This is a genomic window from Ruegeria profundi, assembly GCF_020171505.1.
In the GTDB taxonomy this organism is placed as follows: Bacteria; Pseudomonadota; Alphaproteobacteria; order Rhodobacterales; family Rhodobacteraceae; genus Ruegeria; species Ruegeria profundi.
Genome location: NZ_JAIUZS010000006.1, coordinates 43,921 through 61,439, shown reverse-complemented (window position 1 = coordinate 61,439; position 17,519 = coordinate 43,921). Strand labels below are relative to the sequence as shown.

The 17,519-nt window shown below is 57.6% G+C and carries 16 protein-coding genes; 14 read left to right on the top strand and 2 right to left on the bottom strand.

All coding sequences use genetic code 11. The annotated features are described in order from the left end of the window. Positions 1-6 precede the first annotated feature (6 nt). From LCM21_RS14635 to LCM21_RS14595, 9 genes are all read left to right on the top strand, one after another. Entirely contained in the window at positions 7-1,509 is a 1,503-nt protein-coding gene (locus LCM21_RS14635; RefSeq protein ID WP_224891268.1) for a heme biosynthesis protein HemY, read from the top strand. Between the two features lie 181 nt (positions 1,510-1,690). Beyond that, positions 1,691-2,773, top strand: coding sequence for an MHYT domain-containing protein (locus LCM21_RS14630; RefSeq protein ID WP_224891267.1), 1,083 nt, complete (start codon positions 1,691-1,693; stop codon positions 2,771-2,773). 140 nt (positions 2,774-2,913) lie between these two features. Beyond that, a complete protein-coding gene (locus LCM21_RS14625) occupies positions 2,914-3,747 on the top strand; it encodes an FAD binding domain-containing protein (RefSeq protein ID WP_224891266.1) in 834 nt (277 codons plus the stop codon). 12 nt (positions 3,748-3,759) lie between these two features. Then, entirely contained in the window at positions 3,760-4,290 is a 531-nt protein-coding gene (locus tag LCM21_RS14620) for a (2Fe-2S)-binding protein (protein WP_224891265.1), read from the top strand. Beyond that, complete coding sequence (locus LCM21_RS14615; RefSeq protein ID WP_224891264.1) at positions 4,287-6,704, top strand: aerobic carbon-monoxide dehydrogenase large subunit; 2,418 nt, start codon at positions 4,287-4,289, stop codon at positions 6,702-6,704. Before LCM21_RS14620 ends, LCM21_RS14615 begins: the two co-directional genes overlap by 4 nt. Positions 6,705-6,808: 104 nt before the next feature. Next, positions 6,809-7,675, top strand: a complete 867-nt coding sequence (locus LCM21_RS14610; RefSeq protein WP_224891263.1) for an AAA family ATPase — start codon at positions 6,809-6,811, stop codon at positions 7,673-7,675. After that, positions 7,675-8,862, top strand: a complete 1,188-nt coding sequence (locus LCM21_RS14605; RefSeq protein WP_224891262.1) for a vWA domain-containing protein — start codon at positions 7,675-7,677, stop codon at positions 8,860-8,862. The genes LCM21_RS14610 and LCM21_RS14605 overlap by 1 nt, the downstream gene beginning before the upstream one ends. A 12-nt stretch (positions 8,863-8,874) precedes the next feature. Next, positions 8,875-9,687, top strand: coding sequence for an XdhC family protein (locus tag LCM21_RS14600; RefSeq protein WP_224891261.1), 813 nt, complete (start codon positions 8,875-8,877; stop codon positions 9,685-9,687). A gap of 106 nt (positions 9,688-9,793) precedes the next feature. After that, entirely contained in the window at positions 9,794-10,246 is a 453-nt protein-coding gene (locus LCM21_RS14595; protein WP_224891260.1) for an SRPBCC family protein, read from the top strand. 10 nt (positions 10,247-10,256) lie between these two features. Here LCM21_RS14595 and LCM21_RS14590 read toward each other — a convergent pair whose 3' ends face one another. Both LCM21_RS14590 and LCM21_RS14585 read right to left on the bottom strand, forming a co-directional pair. Beyond that, positions 10,257-11,120: an amidohydrolase family protein gene (locus LCM21_RS14590; RefSeq protein WP_224891259.1), complete on the bottom strand. Its 864-nt coding sequence runs from the start codon at positions 11,118-11,120 to the stop codon at positions 10,257-10,259. After that, entirely contained in the window at positions 11,117-12,127 is a 1,011-nt protein-coding gene (locus LCM21_RS14585; RefSeq protein ID WP_404818128.1) for a nuclear transport factor 2 family protein, read from the bottom strand. Before LCM21_RS14585 ends, LCM21_RS14590 begins: the two co-directional genes overlap by 4 nt. Before the next feature lie 153 nt (positions 12,128-12,280). Here LCM21_RS14585 and LCM21_RS14580 point away from each other — a divergent pair, with 153 nt between their 5' ends. From LCM21_RS14580 to LCM21_RS14560, 5 genes are all read left to right on the top strand, one after another. Next, entirely contained in the window at positions 12,281-13,327 is a 1,047-nt protein-coding gene (locus LCM21_RS14580; protein WP_068340842.1) for an ABC transporter ATP-binding protein, read from the top strand. 74 nt (positions 13,328-13,401) lie between these two features. Beyond that, entirely contained in the window at positions 13,402-14,613 is a 1,212-nt protein-coding gene (locus LCM21_RS14575; protein WP_224891257.1) for an ABC transporter substrate-binding protein, read from the top strand. 65 nt (positions 14,614-14,678) lie between these two features. After that, positions 14,679-15,701: a carbohydrate ABC transporter permease gene (locus tag LCM21_RS14570; protein WP_224891256.1), complete on the top strand. Its 1,023-nt coding sequence runs from the start codon at positions 14,679-14,681 to the stop codon at positions 15,699-15,701. A gap of 1 nt (position 15,702) precedes the next feature. Beyond that, the gene (locus LCM21_RS14565; protein WP_224891255.1) at positions 15,703-16,857 is read left to right on the top strand and encodes a carbohydrate ABC transporter permease; all 1,155 of its coding nucleotides are present in this window, start codon (positions 15,703-15,705) and stop codon (positions 16,855-16,857) included. A 127-nt stretch (positions 16,858-16,984) separates the two neighbouring features. Then, positions 16,985-17,515, top strand: coding sequence for an ester cyclase (locus LCM21_RS14560; protein ID WP_068340853.1), 531 nt, complete (start codon positions 16,985-16,987; stop codon positions 17,513-17,515). The last annotated feature ends 4 nt before the right edge of the window (positions 17,516-17,519 follow it).

The window sequence follows — 17,519 nt, the reverse complement described above, 5'->3', positions numbered from 1 at the left end:
CCTGCCATGCTGTGGTCATTGTTTAAGATTGTAGTTTTTGTAGCGATTATCGGCCTGCTGGCCGTGGGCGCCATGTTCCTGATGGAAACCAGTGGCGGTGTGCAGATCACGGCAGGCGGAGTGGAATATACGCTGGGGCCGCTGCAATCTGTGATCGCGCTGGGCGTTTTGATCCTAGCAGTCTGGGTATTCTTCAAGCTGCTGACCTTGCTGATTGCGACCCTGAAGTTCCTGAACGGTGATGAAACGGCGCTGTCGCGTTATTTCGACCGCAACCGGGAACGGCGCGGCTATCAGGCGCTGGCCGATGGCTTGATGGCGCTGGCCTCGGGCGAGGGGCGCGTGGCGATGAACAAGGCCACCAAGGCTGAAAAGCTGTTGAACAAGCCGGAGCTGACCAACCTGTTGGTGGCACAGGCGGCCGAGATGAACGGCGATACCAAAAAGGCGTCCGAGACCTATAAAAAGCTGGTCACGAACAACGCCACGCGATTTGTGGGCGTACGCGGGATCATGAAGCAGAAACTGGTCGAGGGTGATGACGACACGGCCCGTAAACTGGCCGAAAAAGCGCTGGCAATCAAACCGCGGCATGCTGAAACGCAGGATATCCTGCTGGGCTTGCAGACCAAGTCGCAGGATTGGACCGGCGCTCGTTCGACCCTGACGGCCAAGCTCAAGGCCGGCCATCTGCCGCGCGACGTATTCAAGCGCCGTGACGCTGTTCTGGCTTTGTCCGAGGCCAAGGGCATCCTTGATGAAAGTGCCACGCTCGAACAACGGGAGCTTGCGATTGAAGCCAATCGGTTATCGCCAGATCTGGTGCCCGCCGCAGCCTTGGCTGCACGCGCCTATATCAAAAAGGGCAAACCGCGTGCCGCCAGTAAGATCCTGAAAAAAGCATGGGAGGTTCAGCCGCACCCGGACCTGGCCCATGCCTTCGCTGAAATAGCGCCAAATGAAACTCCGTCAGAACGAATCAAGCGCTTTACAACGTTGACGCGCATTCAACCTGAAAACCCAGAAACCCGCCTGATCCTGGCCGAGTTGAACATCGTGGCCGAGGATTTCCCAGAAGCCCGCCGCGCCCTGGGCGATGTCGTTGAAAAGCAGGCTGATGCTCGGGCTTACACTCTGATGGCGGCCATTGAGCGTGGTGAGGGCGCTTCCGACGCCGTGGTGCAAGGTTGGCTGGCCAAGGCATTGACCGCGCCACGCGGGCCGCAATGGGTATGCGACAACTGCCACGACATTCAACCTGAATGGGGCCCGGTTTGTCAGAACTGCGGAAGCTTCGATACCCTTAGCTGGCAAACGCCCATGACACCCGAGATTGCCACGGCGACGGGCGTGCACATGCTGCCACTGATCGTCGGTGCGCTTGAGGACAAAACCAACTCTGACGCTGAGTCGGAAGAGGCCGAACAGGAAGAAACAGCCGAGGTTATCGAGATGGAGGCAGAGTCCGTCCAACCCGATGCCGAACCTGTTGCTGAAAAACAGGCTTAGAAGCACCGAATGCGGCACTGGCCCTGCCAGCGCAGGCTGGGGCCTGTTTAAGGGTTTTGACTGAGAAGGCCCAGCCATACCCTCCGACTCGCTCAGTCGGTGGGGAACGATATGTGAATTGGCACAGTCAAATTCGTTTGCTAACGTCGCCCTCGCGTCAGGGGAGGGCGCGAAACTCCATATGCTGGACTATTCGCATAACGCGTGGCTTGTGGCGGCCTCATTGGCCGTGGCCCTTATGGCTGGTTTTACCGGCCTTTACCTGACGCATGGCGCGTCAAGCCAAGATACACAACGCCGCAAGTTCACAGTGGCCTTAGCCGCGGTTATTCTGGGCGGCGGCATTTGGTCCATGCATTTCGTGGCGATGCTGGGCCTGCAATTGCCAATCCTGTTTTACTATGATGCGTTGATCACCTTGATCTCGGCCCTGGTCGCAATCCTGATGGTGGGGCTTGCTTTGCTGTTGTTGCATTTTCGGCCGCGTACGATGCGGACCATTGTTGCGGCGGGTGTCATCGTTGGTCTTGGTATCGTTGTGATGCACTATGTTGGTATGGCGGGCATGGAACTCTGCCGCCCCGTATACACGTTCTGGGATGTGGCGTTTGCAACACTTGCATCCGTGGTCCTTTCGACGCTTGCAATCTGGGCAGCTTATGACAAACGCACGCAACGCAATATCCTGCTGGGGACGGTGTGTTTCGGATTGGCCGTGTTTACCATGCATTTCGTCGCCACCGGTCTGACCGACTTTATCGCAAGTGAAGATGCCGGGCGCGCGGGGCCTGCGCTGAACAATCAGGTGCTGGCAATGGGGGTCACTGTCGCGGTCTTCATGATCTGCGGCGCGTTCCTGCTGACGGGGATCAGCTTCTTTGCGCCCGACCCCGACCCGGTTGATACCCCGATGCCCAAACCAGCTGCGTTTCGGGCGGGGGTTCCGTATGAGCGCGAGGGCCAGACCTTTTTCGCCGAACCCGACAAGATTGCCGCCATCCGGGCCGAGGGGCACTACACCGTCCTTTACATAGGTGCCGAAAAACTCTTTTGCCCGTGGTCTATTACAGTGGCCGAGTCCCGCCTGAAACAGGATGGCTTTTTGCGCGCACACCGCAGTTATCTGGTTAATCCGACCCATGTCTCCAGCTTTGAGCGGCACAAAGACAATGGCACCTGCTATTTCGGCGGGGTCGATGCGTTAACCAAAGTGCCCGTAAGTCGCACCCGCCTTACAGCCATCCGCGACGCGCTGGGCGTTTAATCGCAATTCGTGCAGCCTGTTCGCATTTCGTGAAACAAGATGCGCGTCCTGTGCCCGTTGGCTGGATTGGTCGGTCCGGCCGTCTTTTCCTGCTGTCAGGTCCCCCAAGGCAAATGAGTCCGGACCCAGGGAGGAAAAGCATGATACCAGCCGGTTTCGAGTATCACCGGCCAGGCGACATCGCCTCGGCCATTGGCATTCTTCAGGAACACGGAGACGAGGCGCGGGTTATCGCGGGTGGGCACAGCCTGATCCCGATGATGAAGCTGCGTATGGCTGAGATGGGCCATCTTGTCGACTTACAGGCCATCGAGGAGCTTAAGGGCATTGATATCGGCACAGACACAGTCTCGCTGGGTGCGATGGTCACGCAGCATGAGTTGATCACCCACGATGGTTTGGCAAAGGCAATTCCGCTGATCCGAGAGGCCGCGTTGCAGATCGCCGACCCTCAGGTGCGTTACATGGGGACGGTAGGTGGCAACGTTGCAAATGGCGATCCGGGCAATGACATGCCGGGGCTGATGCAGTGCCTCAACGCGGTGTTTGAATTGTCCGGCCCGGATGGCTCGCGCAGCGTAGCCGCGCGCGATTTCTACGAAGCCGCGTATTTCACGGCCCGTGAGGATGAGGAAATCCTAACCCGCATCACGATCCCGGTTCCGGGATCGGGCGTAGGGCAGGCGTATGAAAAGCAGAAACGTAAGATTGGTGATTATGCCACCGCCGCCGCCGCAGTGATGGTTGGCAAGGGAACGGCATCGGTCGCGATGACCAACTTGGCCGACACGCCGGTCTGGTCCGAAAGCGCCAGCAAAGCTTTGGCCGACGGCAATGTCGAGGGCTGCGTTGCTGCGATGTTGGGTGACATCGACCCGGTGGCCGACAACCGCGGGCCTGTTGAGTTCAAGAAACACGTGGCCGCCGTGATGCTGCGCCGTGCCATCGACCGCGCGCAAAGCCGCGCGGGTTGAGGGGAGATAGAAATGTCGAAAATGCATGTCAAACTCACCGTGAACGGAAAGCAGGTTGAAGGGCTGGCCGAGCCGCGCACGCTGTTGATCCATTTCCTGCGGGAAGATCTGAAAATTACCGGCCCTCATATTGGTTGTGAGACCAGCCACTGCGGGGCCTGCACCGTGGACATAGACGGTAAGTCAGTCAAATCCTGCACAACCTTCGTGGCGCAGGTGAACGGTGCAGATATCACCACAGTCGAAGGGTTAGCCAATGAAGATGGCAGCCTCGGTGTTCTTCAGGAAATGTTCCGCGAGCATCACGGGTTGCAATGCGGCTTCTGCACGCCGGGTATGATCACCCGCGCGCATCGCCTGTTGCAGGAAAACCCGAACCCGACCGAGGAAGAAATCCGTTTCGGAATGGCCGGGAATCTGTGCCGCTGCACCGGATACCAAAACATCGTCAAGGCGATCTCGGCCTCGGCTGACATTCTGAACGCTCAAGAGCCCTCAGGTAGCGAAGCGGTAGGGCAAACAAAAGTGGAGGCCGCGGAATGAACGACCAGACTTTGACCCCCGAAGAACGCGCCGCCAACCTCAAAGGTATGGGTTGCGCCCGTAAGCGTGTCGAAGATGTGCGCTTTACCCAAGGCAAGGGAAATTATGTCGATGACATTAAGCTTGACGGGATGCTGTTTGGTGACTTTGTCCGCTCGCCTTACGCACACGCCCGCGTGGTCAGCGTGAATAAAGAGGCAGCGCTGGCATTGCCCGGTGTTGTTGCGGTTTTGACCGCCGAAGATCTGGCTCCGTTGGGTCTGCACTGGATGCCGACCCTGGCAGGTGACAAGCAGATGGTACTGGCAGACGGGAAGGTGCTGTTCCAAGGTCAGGAGGTGGCTTATGTGGTTGCCGAAGACCGGTACATCGCAGCGGACGCGGTCGAGCTGGTGGAGGTTGAATACGAGGAATTGCCGGTTCTGACCGACCCGTTCCGAGCGCTGAAGTCAGACGTGGTGCTGCGCGAGGACCTTGAAGGCCAGACCGAAGGCGCCCACGGCCCGCGCAAGCATCACAACCACATCTTCACCTGGGAGCAGGGCGACAAGGACGCGACCGAGGCCATTCTGGCCGAGGCCGATGTGGTCGCCGAGGAAATGGTTTACTACCACCGCACCCACCCCTGTCCGCTGGAAACCTGCGGCTGCGTGGCCTCAATGGACAAGGTGACGGGTAAGCTGACCCTCTATGGCACATTTCAGGCGCCGCACGCGATCCGAACGGTTGTGTCTCTGATCTCAGGTATCGCCGAGCACAACATCCGCGTCATCAGCCCCGATATCGGAGGTGGGTTCGGTAACAAGGTCGGCGCCTATGCGGGCTATGTTTGCTCGGTCGTGGCCTCCATCGTGACCGGCAAGCCAGTGAAATGGGTTGAGGATCGGATGGAGAACCTGATGACCACCGCCTTTGCCCGCGACTACTGGATGCAGGGTAAGATCGCGGCCACCAAGGATGGCAAGATCACCGGGCTGTGGTGCCACACAACAGCGGATCATGGCGGGTTCGATGCCTGTGCTGATCCGACCAAGTTCCCGGCTGGGTTCATGAACATCTGCACCGGATCCTATGATATTCCCACCGCTTATCTGGCTGTTGACGGCGTCTATACCAACAAAGCTCCGGGCGGGGTCGCTTATCGCTGTTCCTTCCGGGTCACCGAGGCTGCTTATTTCATCGAACGGATGATTGAGGTTCTGGCCATCAAGCTGAACATGGACGCGGCCGAGCTGCGCCGGATCAACTTTATCAAGGCTGATCAGTTCCCTTACCAGTCTGCGCTGGGTTGGGAATATGACTCGGGCGATTATCATACCGCGTGGGACAAGGCGCTGAAGGCGGTCGATTATGAAGGTCTGCGGGCGGAACAGGCGCAGCGGATCGAGGACTTCAAGGCTGGCAAAACCCGTAAACTGCTGGGGATTGGTCTGACGCATTTCACGGAAATCGTGGGCGCTGGGCCGGTAAAGAACTGCGACATCCTTGGGCTGGGCATGTTCGACAGTTGCGAGATTCGCATCCACCCAACAGGTTCGGCCATCGCGCGGCTGGGGACGATCAGCCAAGGGCAGGGCCATGCCACGACCTTTGCCCAGATCATCGCGAGTGAGATCGGCCTGCCCGCCGATGACATCACGCTGGAGGAAGGCGATACCGACACCGCGCCTTATGGGCTTGGCACATATGGGTCTCGGTCCACGCCTGTGGCCGGAGCGGCAACGGCCATGGCGGCACGCAAAATCCGCGCCAAGGCTCAGATGATCGCGGCCTATCTGCTTGAGGTGCATGACGACGATGTCGAATGGGACGTGGACCGGTTCGCCGTCAAAGGCGCGCCCGAACGGTTCAAGACCATGAAGGACATCGCCTTCGCTGCCTACAATCAGGCTATACCTGGGCTTGAGCCGGGTTTGGAGGCCGTCAGCTACTATGACCCGCCGAACATGACCTATCCGTTCGGTGCTTATATTTGCGTCATGGAGATCGACGTGGATACCGGCGAATGGGAGGTCCGGCAATTCTATGCGCTGGATGATTGCGGCACCCGCATCAACCCGATGATCATCGAAGGCCAAGTCCATGGTGGGGTGACCGAGGCGCTGGCTATCGCAATGGGTCAGGAGATCGCCTATGATGACATGGGCAATGTGAAAACCGGTACGTTGATGGATTTCTTCCTTCCAACTGCATGGGAAACGCCCAACTACACGACTGATCACACCGTTACGCCCTCACCACACCATCCGATTGGTGCAAAAGGCGTTGGGGAAAGCCCGAATGTAGGTGGCGTGCCTGCATTTTCGAATGCGGTTCATGATGCGTTCAAGCCGTTCGGGCTGGTTCAAAGCCACATGCCGCATGACCATTGGCGGATCTGGAAAATTGCGAATGGGCTTGGGATGCACGGGTAATCGATTTCGAACCGGCCTAGCCGGTCCGATCAAACGGAGGGGGTTCTACCCCCTCCGAACCTCCCCCGGGATATTTTTGGCCAGATGAAGAGTGGATCCTGGTTGTGACGCTGAGTGACGTAAAGAACGGATTGGCAAAGCAGGGGTATGTGGCCGATGACCGCCTGGCAATGGCGCTGCATCTGGCAGACAGCCTGGGTCGGCCTTTGTTGCTGGAAGGTCCTGCGGGTGTGGGCAAGACCGAAGTGGCCAAGGCGCTGGCTGCTTGGCGCGATACTCGATTGATCCGCTTGCAGTGCTACGAGGGACTGGACGCCAGTCACGCAATTTACGAGTGGAATTATCAACGCCAGCTACTAGCGATCCGGGCCAGTGAAGCGCAGGGTGCGACCAGTGAAGCACAGCTGTTTTCTGATGAGTATTTACTGAAAAGACCTTTGTTAGAGGCTATATCAGAAGACAACCCCCCGGTTCTTCTGATTGATGAGATTGATCGCGCGGACGAGGAGTTCGAAGCGTACCTTCTTGAAATATTGTCCGATTTTCAGATCACGATACCCGAGTTGGGCACGATTTCGGCACGGGTAAAGCCAATCGTCATTCTCACCGCGAATGGTACGCGGGATCTGTCCGACGCCTTGCGGCGCAGGTGCCTGTACAGTTTTCTCGACTACCCGTCACGCGATACGGAACTTGCCATCTTGCGCTCTCGGATGCCGAAGGTCGAGGAAAGACTGGCTCGCCAGATCATCGGTGTCGTGCAGGCGCTGCGGAAAGAAGAGCTTGAGAAAACCCCCGGCATTGCCGAGATGCTGGACTGGGCTGCGGCACTGTCTGGTCTGGGGGTCAACGATCTTGCCAAATCAAGGGATGAGGTACAGGCAACGCTTGTCTGCTTGCTGAAAACCGCCGCCGACTATGATGCGGCCCCGCCGGAAGTGATGGACCGGCTTATCGGGAAAGTGGCGTGATGCAGGTTACGCGTTTCCCCTCTCGTGCCGACGGTCTTTCTGACCGTATGTCGGGATTTATCGCTCATCTTCGCATGAATGGCTTGCGTGTCGGGCCGCGGGAAACCGGGGATGCGCTGGCTGCCCTAGCTGCGGTCAACGCGACCGACGTACAGCAAGCGCGGCAAGCCCTATGCGCCGTATTGGCTGGCGATTCCGAAGACTGGCGGCGATTTGATGATCTTTTCGATGCTTATTGGTTCAATATGGGCAAACAACGCAAAGGCGCGGCACAGACGTCACATGTCCGGGTTCAAGCCGCAAAGCCAATGATCTGGCAACAAAACGACCAGACAGAAAAGGGTGAGAACTCGGATACGGATCAGAAGGCCACAGCTGATCCGCGCGATGGGTCGGCCACGGGGATAGACGGGAAGCTTGTTGCAACCCGTCAGGCCGACCTATCGCGTCAAGACCTGCGCGAGTTGTTGGACGAACAGAGCCTATTGCAGGCAGAAAAGGCTGCTATTGCGATAGCGCGTGCAATTCGCGACAGGCGCTCGCGCAGACGTAAACAGGCACTTCGCGGCCCGGCGCTGGATATTCGTCGCATTCAACGCGCCAGCCTCGCGCGGGGCGGAGAGCCGATTGACCTCTTTCACCGCGCTCGTCCACCGCGCCCTATGAAGATCGTGGCGCTGTGTGATGTCAGTGGGTCGATGACCGTTTATTCGCGAGTCTTTCTGGCCTTTCTCAAAGGGTTGATTAGCAGCGGGACGCAGGCGGATGCCTATCTGTTCCACACGCGCCTGATGCGGGTCACAGACGCCTTGCGCGACCATGATACTCTGCGCGCTGCTGGGAGGCTGTCGCTGATGGCCGAAGGGTTCGGCGGTGGAACCGATATCTCGGGGAGCCTCAACACCTTTCTGAAAGGCTATGGTGCGCGGGCACTGAATGGTCGAACCATCGTGCTGATCCTGTCTGATGGGTATTGCAGTTCGGATCCGAAGGCGCTGGGCGATGTGCTGGCGCGTATCCGCCGCAAGGCAAGGCGGATCGTTTGGTTGAACCCGCTAAAAGGCTGGCGGGACTATCAGCCCATCGCCGCGGCGATGCAGGAGGCCAAACCCTACCTGGATGCGCATCTGCCTGCCAACACGCTTGAAGCCTTGGCAGCGCTAGAGCCGCAGTTCCGAAAGCTGTGAGAGGAGTCTGGTATGGGAAGTTTCGACATCTTCGACACCATTGAACAGTTGCGCAAAACGGATGAGGCGTTCTGTGTCGCTACGGTGTTACGAACGGCGGATGCAACCTCGGCCAAGGCCGGGGCCAAAGCCGCAATCACTCGGGACGGGCGCATTTTGGGGCATCTCGGCGGGGCCTGCGTTCAACGGGCTGTTCGGGCCTCGGCTCAGGAGGCCTTGAGCAGTGGTGCGCCGCGAATGATCCGTGTGAAACCTTCGGACAAGGTGGTGAATATGACCGATCCTGATGGTGTACAGACATTCAAAAGCGGCTGCCCGTCAGGTGGTACCGTCGATCTGCTTGTGGAACCTTATCAACACGCACCAAGGCTTGTGATCTTTGGCGAGTCGCTGATTGCCAAGGCGCTTGCTGCGCATGGGGCATTATCAGGGTTCCGTGTTTGCATAAGCGAAAGTGCCGAGATCGAAGGGGATTTTCAGCGCTTTACACAGGAGTCTATCGGGCAGTTGGGCGTCGAGGCGCGCGACTACGTTGTGGTTGCCTCTCAGGGTCGCGGTGACGCCGCGGCTCTGAAAGCCGCGTTGCAAACCGATGCTTTGCGCGTTTCCATGGTGGCCAGCCGACAAAAGGCTGATACTTTGATGACGAAACTTATCGCTCAGGGGTTGGACCCGGTGCGGGCAGGGCGGCTAAAATCACCTGCGGGTCTGGATATCCATGCGATTGACCCGCACGAAATTGCCTTGTCGATCCTGGCCGAGATTGTGCTGTGGCGAAACAGTGATAAGACGACGGAGGCGTCTGATGATGAGAAACGCGCTTAACCGCCTGCGGGTCCTGTGGCCCCTGCGTCCTGAGCAAACGCCGAAAGAAGCGACGGAAACTGCGCTTTTGGTCTATCCGAGATGTTGCTGAACAAAGGAAATCTGAATGGAACTGAGTGATGAAATCCGAATCGCAGCACCGCGTGATGTTGTGTATCGCGCTCTGAACAACCCCGAAATACTGCAGGAGTGTATTCCGGGGTGCGAAGAGCTGACCCAGAACTCACCCGAGGAACTTGCCGCGAAGGTTGTTCTCAAGATCGGTCCGGTCAAGGCAAAATTCGCCGGAGAGGTCACACTGGACAATTCCAACGCGCCCGAGAGGTTTTCGCTGACCGGTGAAGGTAAGGGCGGGGCAGCGGGTTTCGCCAAGGGCGGCGCCGATGTCACCCTGACCGAGGACGGATCGGAAACGATTTTGGCCTATACCGCCAAGGTCGATGTCGGCGGCAAGATCGCTCAGCTTGGCAGCCGTTTGATCGCCGGAACAGCCAAAAAGTTATCAGGCAAGTTCTTCACGCGATTTGGTGAGATCGTGTCGGAACAGTCGGTTTCCTGACCATCGCCAATCACATGCGATAAAACCGGCGGGCCGTCGCCCCAAAAACCTGGTCGCGGTGCTTTTCGGGAACCAGAGCGGTATGCCGGCCAAGCAGTTCCGCATAAGTGGAGGACAGGCTATCCACTGGAAAGTTTGATCCGAACATGCAGCGATTTGCCCCGAATTGGCTCAGGCATGTTTCGACGATGGGCCGGACGCTGTCGACGTTCCAGTTGTGATCAAACATGCCAAGACCGGACAGTTTGCAAGTAACCTGCGGCAGACCCGAAAGGTTCCGCAGTGCCTGCGACCAGCTTTCAAGCCCCTGCGCTGACCGATCATGGGGTGAGCCAGCATGGCACAGCGCCACTTGGGTCGCGGGGGATTGCGCCAAAACGCTTGCGGTGTGTTCCATCAGTTCCGGCAGCAGTTGTAGGTCAAAGCTTAAGCCACGATCGCCAAGCTGTTTCAGCCCGTCCAGAAACTTGGGGTTATCCAGCAGGTCATTTGTGCCGGATATTTGGTCCTCACCCGGTGCGCGACCGACGATCTGGCGCACACCGCGCACAGAAGGCAGTGTTTGCAAGCGGTCAAGCTGTGCGCTCGGATCATCCGAAGTCAGGTCGCAAAACGCGACCTGCACAAGCGGCCAGTCAGGGTTTTCATCGGCAACGGATTGTATCCATTGCGCCTCGGCCCATGGGTCTGACGCGCCGACCTGAATATGGACCGACGCATCAAACCCCACGGCATCACTGCGAAACCGGGGCAGAAGATAGTCGCACTGAATCGGCGTTGGGTCACCGAAAAAACGCACGGCACCCTTTTCCATCAGCCAGGGATAGTGGACGGTGCTCAGATCCCACAGATGGTGATGCGCGTCGACCCTCATGGTGTTTCGATCCCTGTTGTGCGGGTCAGAATATCCACCCCTTGTTGGTTCCAGAAGTGGAGGAGGTCGATGAATATCCAGTTTTCAGCCAGCTTGTCACCTGACCGGCGATAGATATCGATTACGCGGAACTCACCGGGTTTTCCGGTGGCGGGCATTCCCATGAAGCCGCCAGAAGGTACAGCCGTAAAATTCGGCCAGCCGAAGAAACCACCATAGTGCCCTTCGGCCAGACGGCAGATATGCTTGGTTTTCGTCCTATCTGTAAAAGCCGCGCGGAACGGGCCGGAATGCTGCCGCGCGTAGCGTTCGATCGTATAGGTGGCACCGACGCCTTCGGGACCCCACCAGATCATATCGTCATGCCATGTGCGCGCCAGCTCGTCGGTCAGGGACAGGCCGCTATCCCATTGCCCAAGATCCGCGATCATGGCGTTGATGGCGTTTAGCGTTCTTTGCGCTTCTTCTGCGGGTTGGTCTTCGAATAGCAAACCGTCGTGGGTTATCGGTCCCGGCTGCACCAGATGCGCGGCGGTTTGCGGCGGAAACGGATTTTGACCGGCTTGCACCATCAGGTGCGGAATGTCGAAATACATTGCCGTTTCGGTGATCTGACCGTCCGCGACCTTGTGGAATGCGCAGTAACGCAGAAACGCCATCTTGCCAGTGGGGCGAATCCCCAGCCATGCCGCATCGAAAAGACCCATGAGGTGCCCCATCGACACCACCCATACGCCGTCATCGCTAAGTGAGTTGGCGCCTGCAAAAAAGATATCCTGCCGCCGCTGCAACCGTGTGAGGCTCTGTTTCAAGGGCTGCCAGAACCTGCGTGCAACCTCTTGCGGGCCGGTGATCTCGTCAAATGGATGAAAGCCGCGCCACAGCAGATTCGGCGCGCAGAAGCGGGTCATGACAGTAGTGAGGTCGGTCCCGCTTGCACTGTCGAGTGCGTCGTAGAAGGACAGGATCAACTTTTTTTCGGCTTGGAATCCCACAGTGCTTTCCATTTCATTTCAGTGGTTTGAGGTTTGAAAACCGTAAATCCGACTCGGTGTTCGGGCGTATAATTGCATACGTATGCAAAAAAGTCTTGCCTGATTTGATATATCCGAATTACAGTTTTGCAAACGTATGCAAATCGAATCCTTGCAGGGGGCACCATGGCGGAAATTCAATTGCGCAACGTTGGCAAGCGCTGGGGCTCGTTCGTGGGGGTTCACAATTTCGACCTGACCATCGCTGACCGCGAATTCCTTGTCCTTCTCGGTCCGTCAGGGTGCGGCAAGACAACCACGATGCGTATGATTGCGGGTCTTGAGGACGTAACTGAGGGCGACATTCTCGTGGACGGCAAGGTCGTCAACGATCTGGAGCCAAAGGATCGCGATGTCGCTATGGTGTTCCAAAGCTACGCCCTTTATCCCAACATGAACGTCTACGAAAACATCCGCTTTCCGCTGAAGGTGCGGGGGATTGATCCGTCGACCCATGACGAAAAGGTCCGCCGCGCCAGCGCGATGGTCGAGCTGGATGACTTCCTGCATCGCAAGCCCGCTGAATTGTCGGGCGGTCAGCGTCAGCGTGTGGCTTTGGCCCGCGCCATTGTGCGTGAACCCAACGTGTTCCTGATGGATGAGCCGCTGTCGAACCTTGATGCCAAGCTGCGGGTGTCGACCCGCGCACAGATCAAGAACCTCAGCCATGAACTTGCGGTAACAACCATCTATGTGACCCATGACCAGATCGAAGCGATGACCTTGGCCGACCGTGTCGTGGTGATGAAACAGGGTGTTGTGCAGCAAGTGGGCAGCCCGACCGAAATTTATGACCGACCCGCCAATACATTCGTAGCCAGCTTTATTGGCTCGCCCGCGATGAACCTGATGGATGGTGAGGTCTCGGGTGGAGTGTTCCGTACCAAGCATGTGGAAATACCGGTTGATGCGCCGGACGGCCCGATGACGTTAGGCTTTCGCGCCGAAGACGCCAGCCTTGCCGAGGGCGATGGTGAAATTTCCGCACCGATCTACACGCTGGAGCTGTTGGGTGACGCGACCATGATCTCGGTCCGGGTTGGCGGTGCCCTTGTTTCGGTCAAGGCCGACAAATCTTTCCGCGCCGAGATAGGCGAGCCGGTCTCGTTCTCGGTGCCAACAGAAATCTGTCACCTCTTTGAAGCTGAAAGCGGTGCGCGGATTGGGGAGTAACCCCGAAACAGCCCATTCGGGCATAACACCGGTCCGGACGTCGACGACGGACCGATCCTGACAGGGAGAAACGCATGAAACTCAAATCACTTTTCATGGCAGGTGCCATGTCCCTTGCCGCAGGTGGCGCGTGGGCCGATTGTGCCTTTGAAAATGACGTGCCGTTGAAATCGCTTTCGGCAGGGTTCGAAGCCTGGAAAGCCGTGACCGATGCGATGGCTGAATGCGGCAACTTCACTGCTTCGCTGGACCAGGAGTTCCGCGAAAAGCAGCCCGAAGCGTTTGCGGCCGATCCGGCGCTTTATCAGATTGGCGGTGTCTCGAACGCGACACTGGTGCCTCTGCTCAATGCAGGAACCATTCGTCCGGTGGATGACCTGGTCGAAAAATACGGTCAGAACCTTCTGCCGAACCAGTTGATCAAGGTCGACGGCAAAACCATGGCGATTGCGATGATGGTTAATGCCCAGCACCTGATGTATCGCAGCGATGTTCTGGCCGATCTGGGCATCGAAGAGCCCAAGACGTACGCAGATGTTCTGGCTGCTGCCGCCAAGATCAAAGAGGCAGGCGTCATGGAATATCCGATCGGAGCCACCTTCAAAACCGGTTGGAACCTCGGTCAGGAATTCGTCAACATGTACCTCGGTGAAGGCGGTGAGTTCTTTGGCGAAGGAAACATGCCGACGATTAACAACGACCAAGGCGTCGCAGCGCTGGAAATGATGAAGGCCATGACCGAATACATGGACCCGGAATACCTCGTGTCTGACTCCACCTACGTTCAGCAGCAGTTCCAGCAGGGCAAGATTGCCATGGCGAACCTTTGGGCCAGCCGTGCAGCGGCAATGAATGACGAGGCCGAAAGTCAGGTGGTTGGCAAGGTTACGATGGCGGCAGCCCCGATGGGTTCGGTCGCTCCTGCGACCACGGTCTGGTGGGACGGGGTCGTTTTTGCCACCAACATGAGCGATGAAGAGGCTGATGCCGCTTTTCGCGTTGCGCTTGAAGGCATGGATGAAGACATGGTTCGTGCCAACAATGATGCCGCCGTCTGGCTAAGCCCTGCCTATTCCGCAGGTGAACTGGCCGCAGGTGCTGCCGCATCCGCCGAAGCGGGCGCCAAGGCTTATCCGGCGTCGGGACCGATGGGCATCATGCACACCGCTTTGGGCAACGGCCTTGCCGATTACCTGACCGGTGCGAAGGACGCCCAGACAACACTGGCCGATATCGAGGCGGACTATACAACCGCCGCCAAAGAAGCCGGTCTGATCTCCAACTGATCCTCCTGCGGGAGGGCCGCGGCCCTCCTGCGCCTTCCCCTGAGAACCATGAGAAAGGCAGAGCCATGAATTTCCGGACATTTGCCGCCTTTGTCGGCCCTTCTGTCTTTATGATGCTTCTCTTTATCGCGTATCCTCTGATCAGCGTGTTCATGCAGAGTTTCTACATCACGCAACCGATTTATGAGACGGTAGAGATAGAAACCTGTACGCCCGGTTTCCTGACACAGACTTGCATAACGGAACAGGTCTCTCAGCCCAAACTGGACGAGCACGGAGAGATCATCACACAAACTGAATACGTAGGGCTGCAAAGCTATCGCAATGTGCTTGAGCCTGAACGGGCCTGGCGCGCGATCAGCAATGGCGAATGGAACGTGTTGTCCACGATTAACTTCTGGAAGGCGTTGCGTTTTACCCTGACGTTCACCCTGATTACATTGCCGTTGGTGATTGGGTGCGGTCTGGGCATTGCGGTCCTTATCAACAATGCTGCCCGAGCCATTCGCGGACCGGTGATTTTCGTCTCGTTGCTGCCTTTCATTATCACGCCCGTGATTGGGGTGCTGTCGATCAACTGGCTGTTTCGGGGCGATGGTATTCTGACCGCGATGCTTGAGACATGGCTGAACCGCGACATCGCCTTGTTTGCACAGGCCTGGACGATCGAGATCCTGATGATGGTCTACCGTGTCTGGCACGTCGCGCCCTTTGCCGCCATAGTGTTCTATGCCGGATTGCAGACCGTCAACCAGGACAGCCTTGAAAGCGCGGTAATCGACGGTGCGACCCGTTGGCAGCGGATGAAGTACATCGTGATCCCGCATCTGATGCCGCTGATCATCTTCGTGTCGATGATTCACCTGATGGACAGCTACCGGGTGTTTGAGGAAATCGTCGGCTTCTCAAGCCAGGGATACGTCATCTCTCTGCAGTGGCTGACCTACGACTTCCTTGTGCCTGATCAGGCCGGCAACCGGTCGATCAGCCGGGCCTCGGCCAGTGCCATGCTGACCATGATCGGTGTCGTCATCCTGCTTATCTTCCCGCTGCGCCGGACATGGCGTGATCATAAAGGAGGTCACTAAGATGTCTTCACGTGCGCTTCGCCAACCCCTCAGCTTAAGGCTGACGTCGAATATCTTCCTTGCATTCTGGTGCATCGTGGCCGTGTTTCCGATCCTTTGGATTACGGTCATGAGCTTCAAATCGCCGGTCGATGCTTTTGACAGCAATGCGCTGAACGTCATCTTTGGGCCAGCAACATTGGCCAAAGGGCAGGGAATATCGATACTCGATATCATTGCGGGCATTGCGGTTTTCTGGGGTACGATCCTCGTTTCAACGAAGACGCTGCCCTCGATGGTCAGGACGTACAGCAAACCCGGACAAGCGTGGTTTGGGTGGGTGATCGGTGTACTGGTTGTGATCGTCGGCTTCCTGCTGGTGTTTTTCGTAATCCTGCCCGCAGTTCTGGGTGTGCTGAACCCGATATTCGGCCCGCTTGGAAAAGATGTGCTGGGTCTGACCACCGAGCACTACAAGACAGTGTGGATCGACCGCGGCTTCTCCGACAATTTCCAAAACTCGCTGATCGTAACGACTGGAGTTGTCACGCTGTCACTGACCGTGGGTACACTGGCCGGATATGGGCTGGCGCGTTCCGGCTCGACATTGGCGTTTTGGATCCTGATTGTTGCGCTGATTTTCCGGGCTTTGCCCCCTTCGGTGCTGGTTTCGGGTTACCTGCCGGTCTTTATCTCATCGGCGGAATGGCTGGCCCCGATCCTTGGGGAAAACGCGCCTACGCTTTACGGTAAGCCATTTGCCGTGATCGCGGTACTTGTTGCGATAAACCAGCCCTTTACCATCTGGATGCTGCGGTCGTTTTTCCAGAACATTCCGTCCGAACTGGACGAGGCTGCGCGGGTCGACGGTTGCAGTCACTTTCAGGCGTTCCGGCGTGTTATCATGCCGGTGATGTGGCCGGGTGTTATCACCACGGGTTTGTTCAGCTTCCTGCTGGCATATAACGACTTTCTGGTCACGTCGCTGCTTTTGGACGCACAGAACCAGACGATGGTTCCGGCCATTGTTGGTATGTTCAACCGCGAAACGACGACTACCGATCAGGTCGTCGCCGTGGCGGCTGCCGTATCGATCACTGCACCGCTGATCTTTCTTGTTCTGATCTTCCAACGCCAAATCGTAAGCGGCCTGACCGCCGGAGCCGTGAAAGGCTGATGAGCAACCACGCCCGACACAACGCCATGGCGCGCCATCCTGCCTTAAACAGGTTGCCACGGGACTTCCTGAGCTTTGGGGTTTCTCCTCAAAACTCATCCCCGGACAACCTGAAAGGATATGAAGAATGAAAGGTTCCCGCCCCGAACAAGCGGTTCTGACCCGCGACACGGACCTTAGCAAGACGGAAGAAACACGCCATGTCATCGAAACCATGGTCGATGGGCTGAACGACCACCGAATTGACGATATCGGCGAGTTTTTTTCGCAGGGTTTTCGCTGGATGGGCAACCAGGGCTGCGGCACCAAGACCGGTTTGAAAGAGTTTCAGGACAACTGGCAGCGCCCGTTTCAGGCGGCGTTCTCGGACAAGACCTGTATCGACGAAGCCCGACTGTACATGGGCGAATGGGCGGCTGCGTTCGGCCGTCAGGAGGCCACCCATTCAGGCGAGTTTCTGGGTATCGCCCCGACAGGTAAACGGGTCGAGATTCGGTACATGGATTTCTGGAAAGTGGTCGACGGCAAGATCGTGGACAATTGGGTGAATGTCGATTTCGCCCATGTTGCGGCGCAGTTGGGCGTGGACGTGTTCAACGGGCAAGGTTGGGAAGCATTTGACCGGGGCGAAAAAACTCCGCCCCGGCCCGAAAACTGAGGAT

What these genes read in the sequence shown, in the direction of transcription:
- LCM21_RS14635 (WP_224891268.1), top strand. Translation starts at nt 7, where the DNA reads ATGCTGTGGTCATTGTTTAAGATTGTAGTTTTTGTAGCGATTATCGGC.
- LCM21_RS14630 (WP_224891267.1), top strand. Translation starts at nt 1,691, where the DNA reads ATGCTGGACTATTCGCATAACGCGTGGCTTGTGGCGGCCTCATTGGCC.
- LCM21_RS14625 (WP_224891266.1), top strand. Translation starts at nt 2,914, where the DNA reads ATGATACCAGCCGGTTTCGAGTATCACCGGCCAGGCGACATCGCCTCG.
- LCM21_RS14620 (WP_224891265.1), top strand. Translation starts at nt 3,760, where the DNA reads ATGTCGAAAATGCATGTCAAACTCACCGTGAACGGAAAGCAGGTTGAA.
- LCM21_RS14615 (WP_224891264.1), top strand. Translation starts at nt 4,287, where the DNA reads ATGAACGACCAGACTTTGACCCCCGAAGAACGCGCCGCCAACCTCAAA.
- LCM21_RS14605 (WP_224891262.1), top strand. Translation starts at nt 7,675, where the DNA reads ATGCAGGTTACGCGTTTCCCCTCTCGTGCCGACGGTCTTTCTGACCGT.
- LCM21_RS14600 (WP_224891261.1), top strand. Translation starts at nt 8,875, where the DNA reads ATGGGAAGTTTCGACATCTTCGACACCATTGAACAGTTGCGCAAAACG.
- LCM21_RS14595 (WP_224891260.1), top strand. Translation starts at nt 9,794, where the DNA reads ATGGAACTGAGTGATGAAATCCGAATCGCAGCACCGCGTGATGTTGTG.
- LCM21_RS14590 (WP_224891259.1), bottom strand. Translation starts at nt 11,120, where the DNA reads ATGAGGGTCGACGCGCATCACCATCTGTGGGATCTGAGCACCGTCCAC.
- LCM21_RS14585 (WP_404818128.1), bottom strand. Translation starts at nt 12,127, where the DNA reads ATGGAAAGCACTGTGGGATTCCAAGCCGAAAAAAAGTTGATCCTGTCC.
- LCM21_RS14580 (WP_068340842.1), top strand. Translation starts at nt 12,281, where the DNA reads ATGGCGGAAATTCAATTGCGCAACGTTGGCAAGCGCTGGGGCTCGTTC.
- LCM21_RS14575 (WP_224891257.1), top strand. Translation starts at nt 13,402, where the DNA reads ATGAAACTCAAATCACTTTTCATGGCAGGTGCCATGTCCCTTGCCGCA.
- LCM21_RS14570 (WP_224891256.1), top strand. Translation starts at nt 14,679, where the DNA reads ATGAATTTCCGGACATTTGCCGCCTTTGTCGGCCCTTCTGTCTTTATG.
- LCM21_RS14565 (WP_224891255.1), top strand. Translation starts at nt 15,703, where the DNA reads ATGTCTTCACGTGCGCTTCGCCAACCCCTCAGCTTAAGGCTGACGTCG.
- LCM21_RS14560 (WP_068340853.1), top strand. Translation starts at nt 16,985, where the DNA reads ATGAAAGGTTCCCGCCCCGAACAAGCGGTTCTGACCCGCGACACGGAC.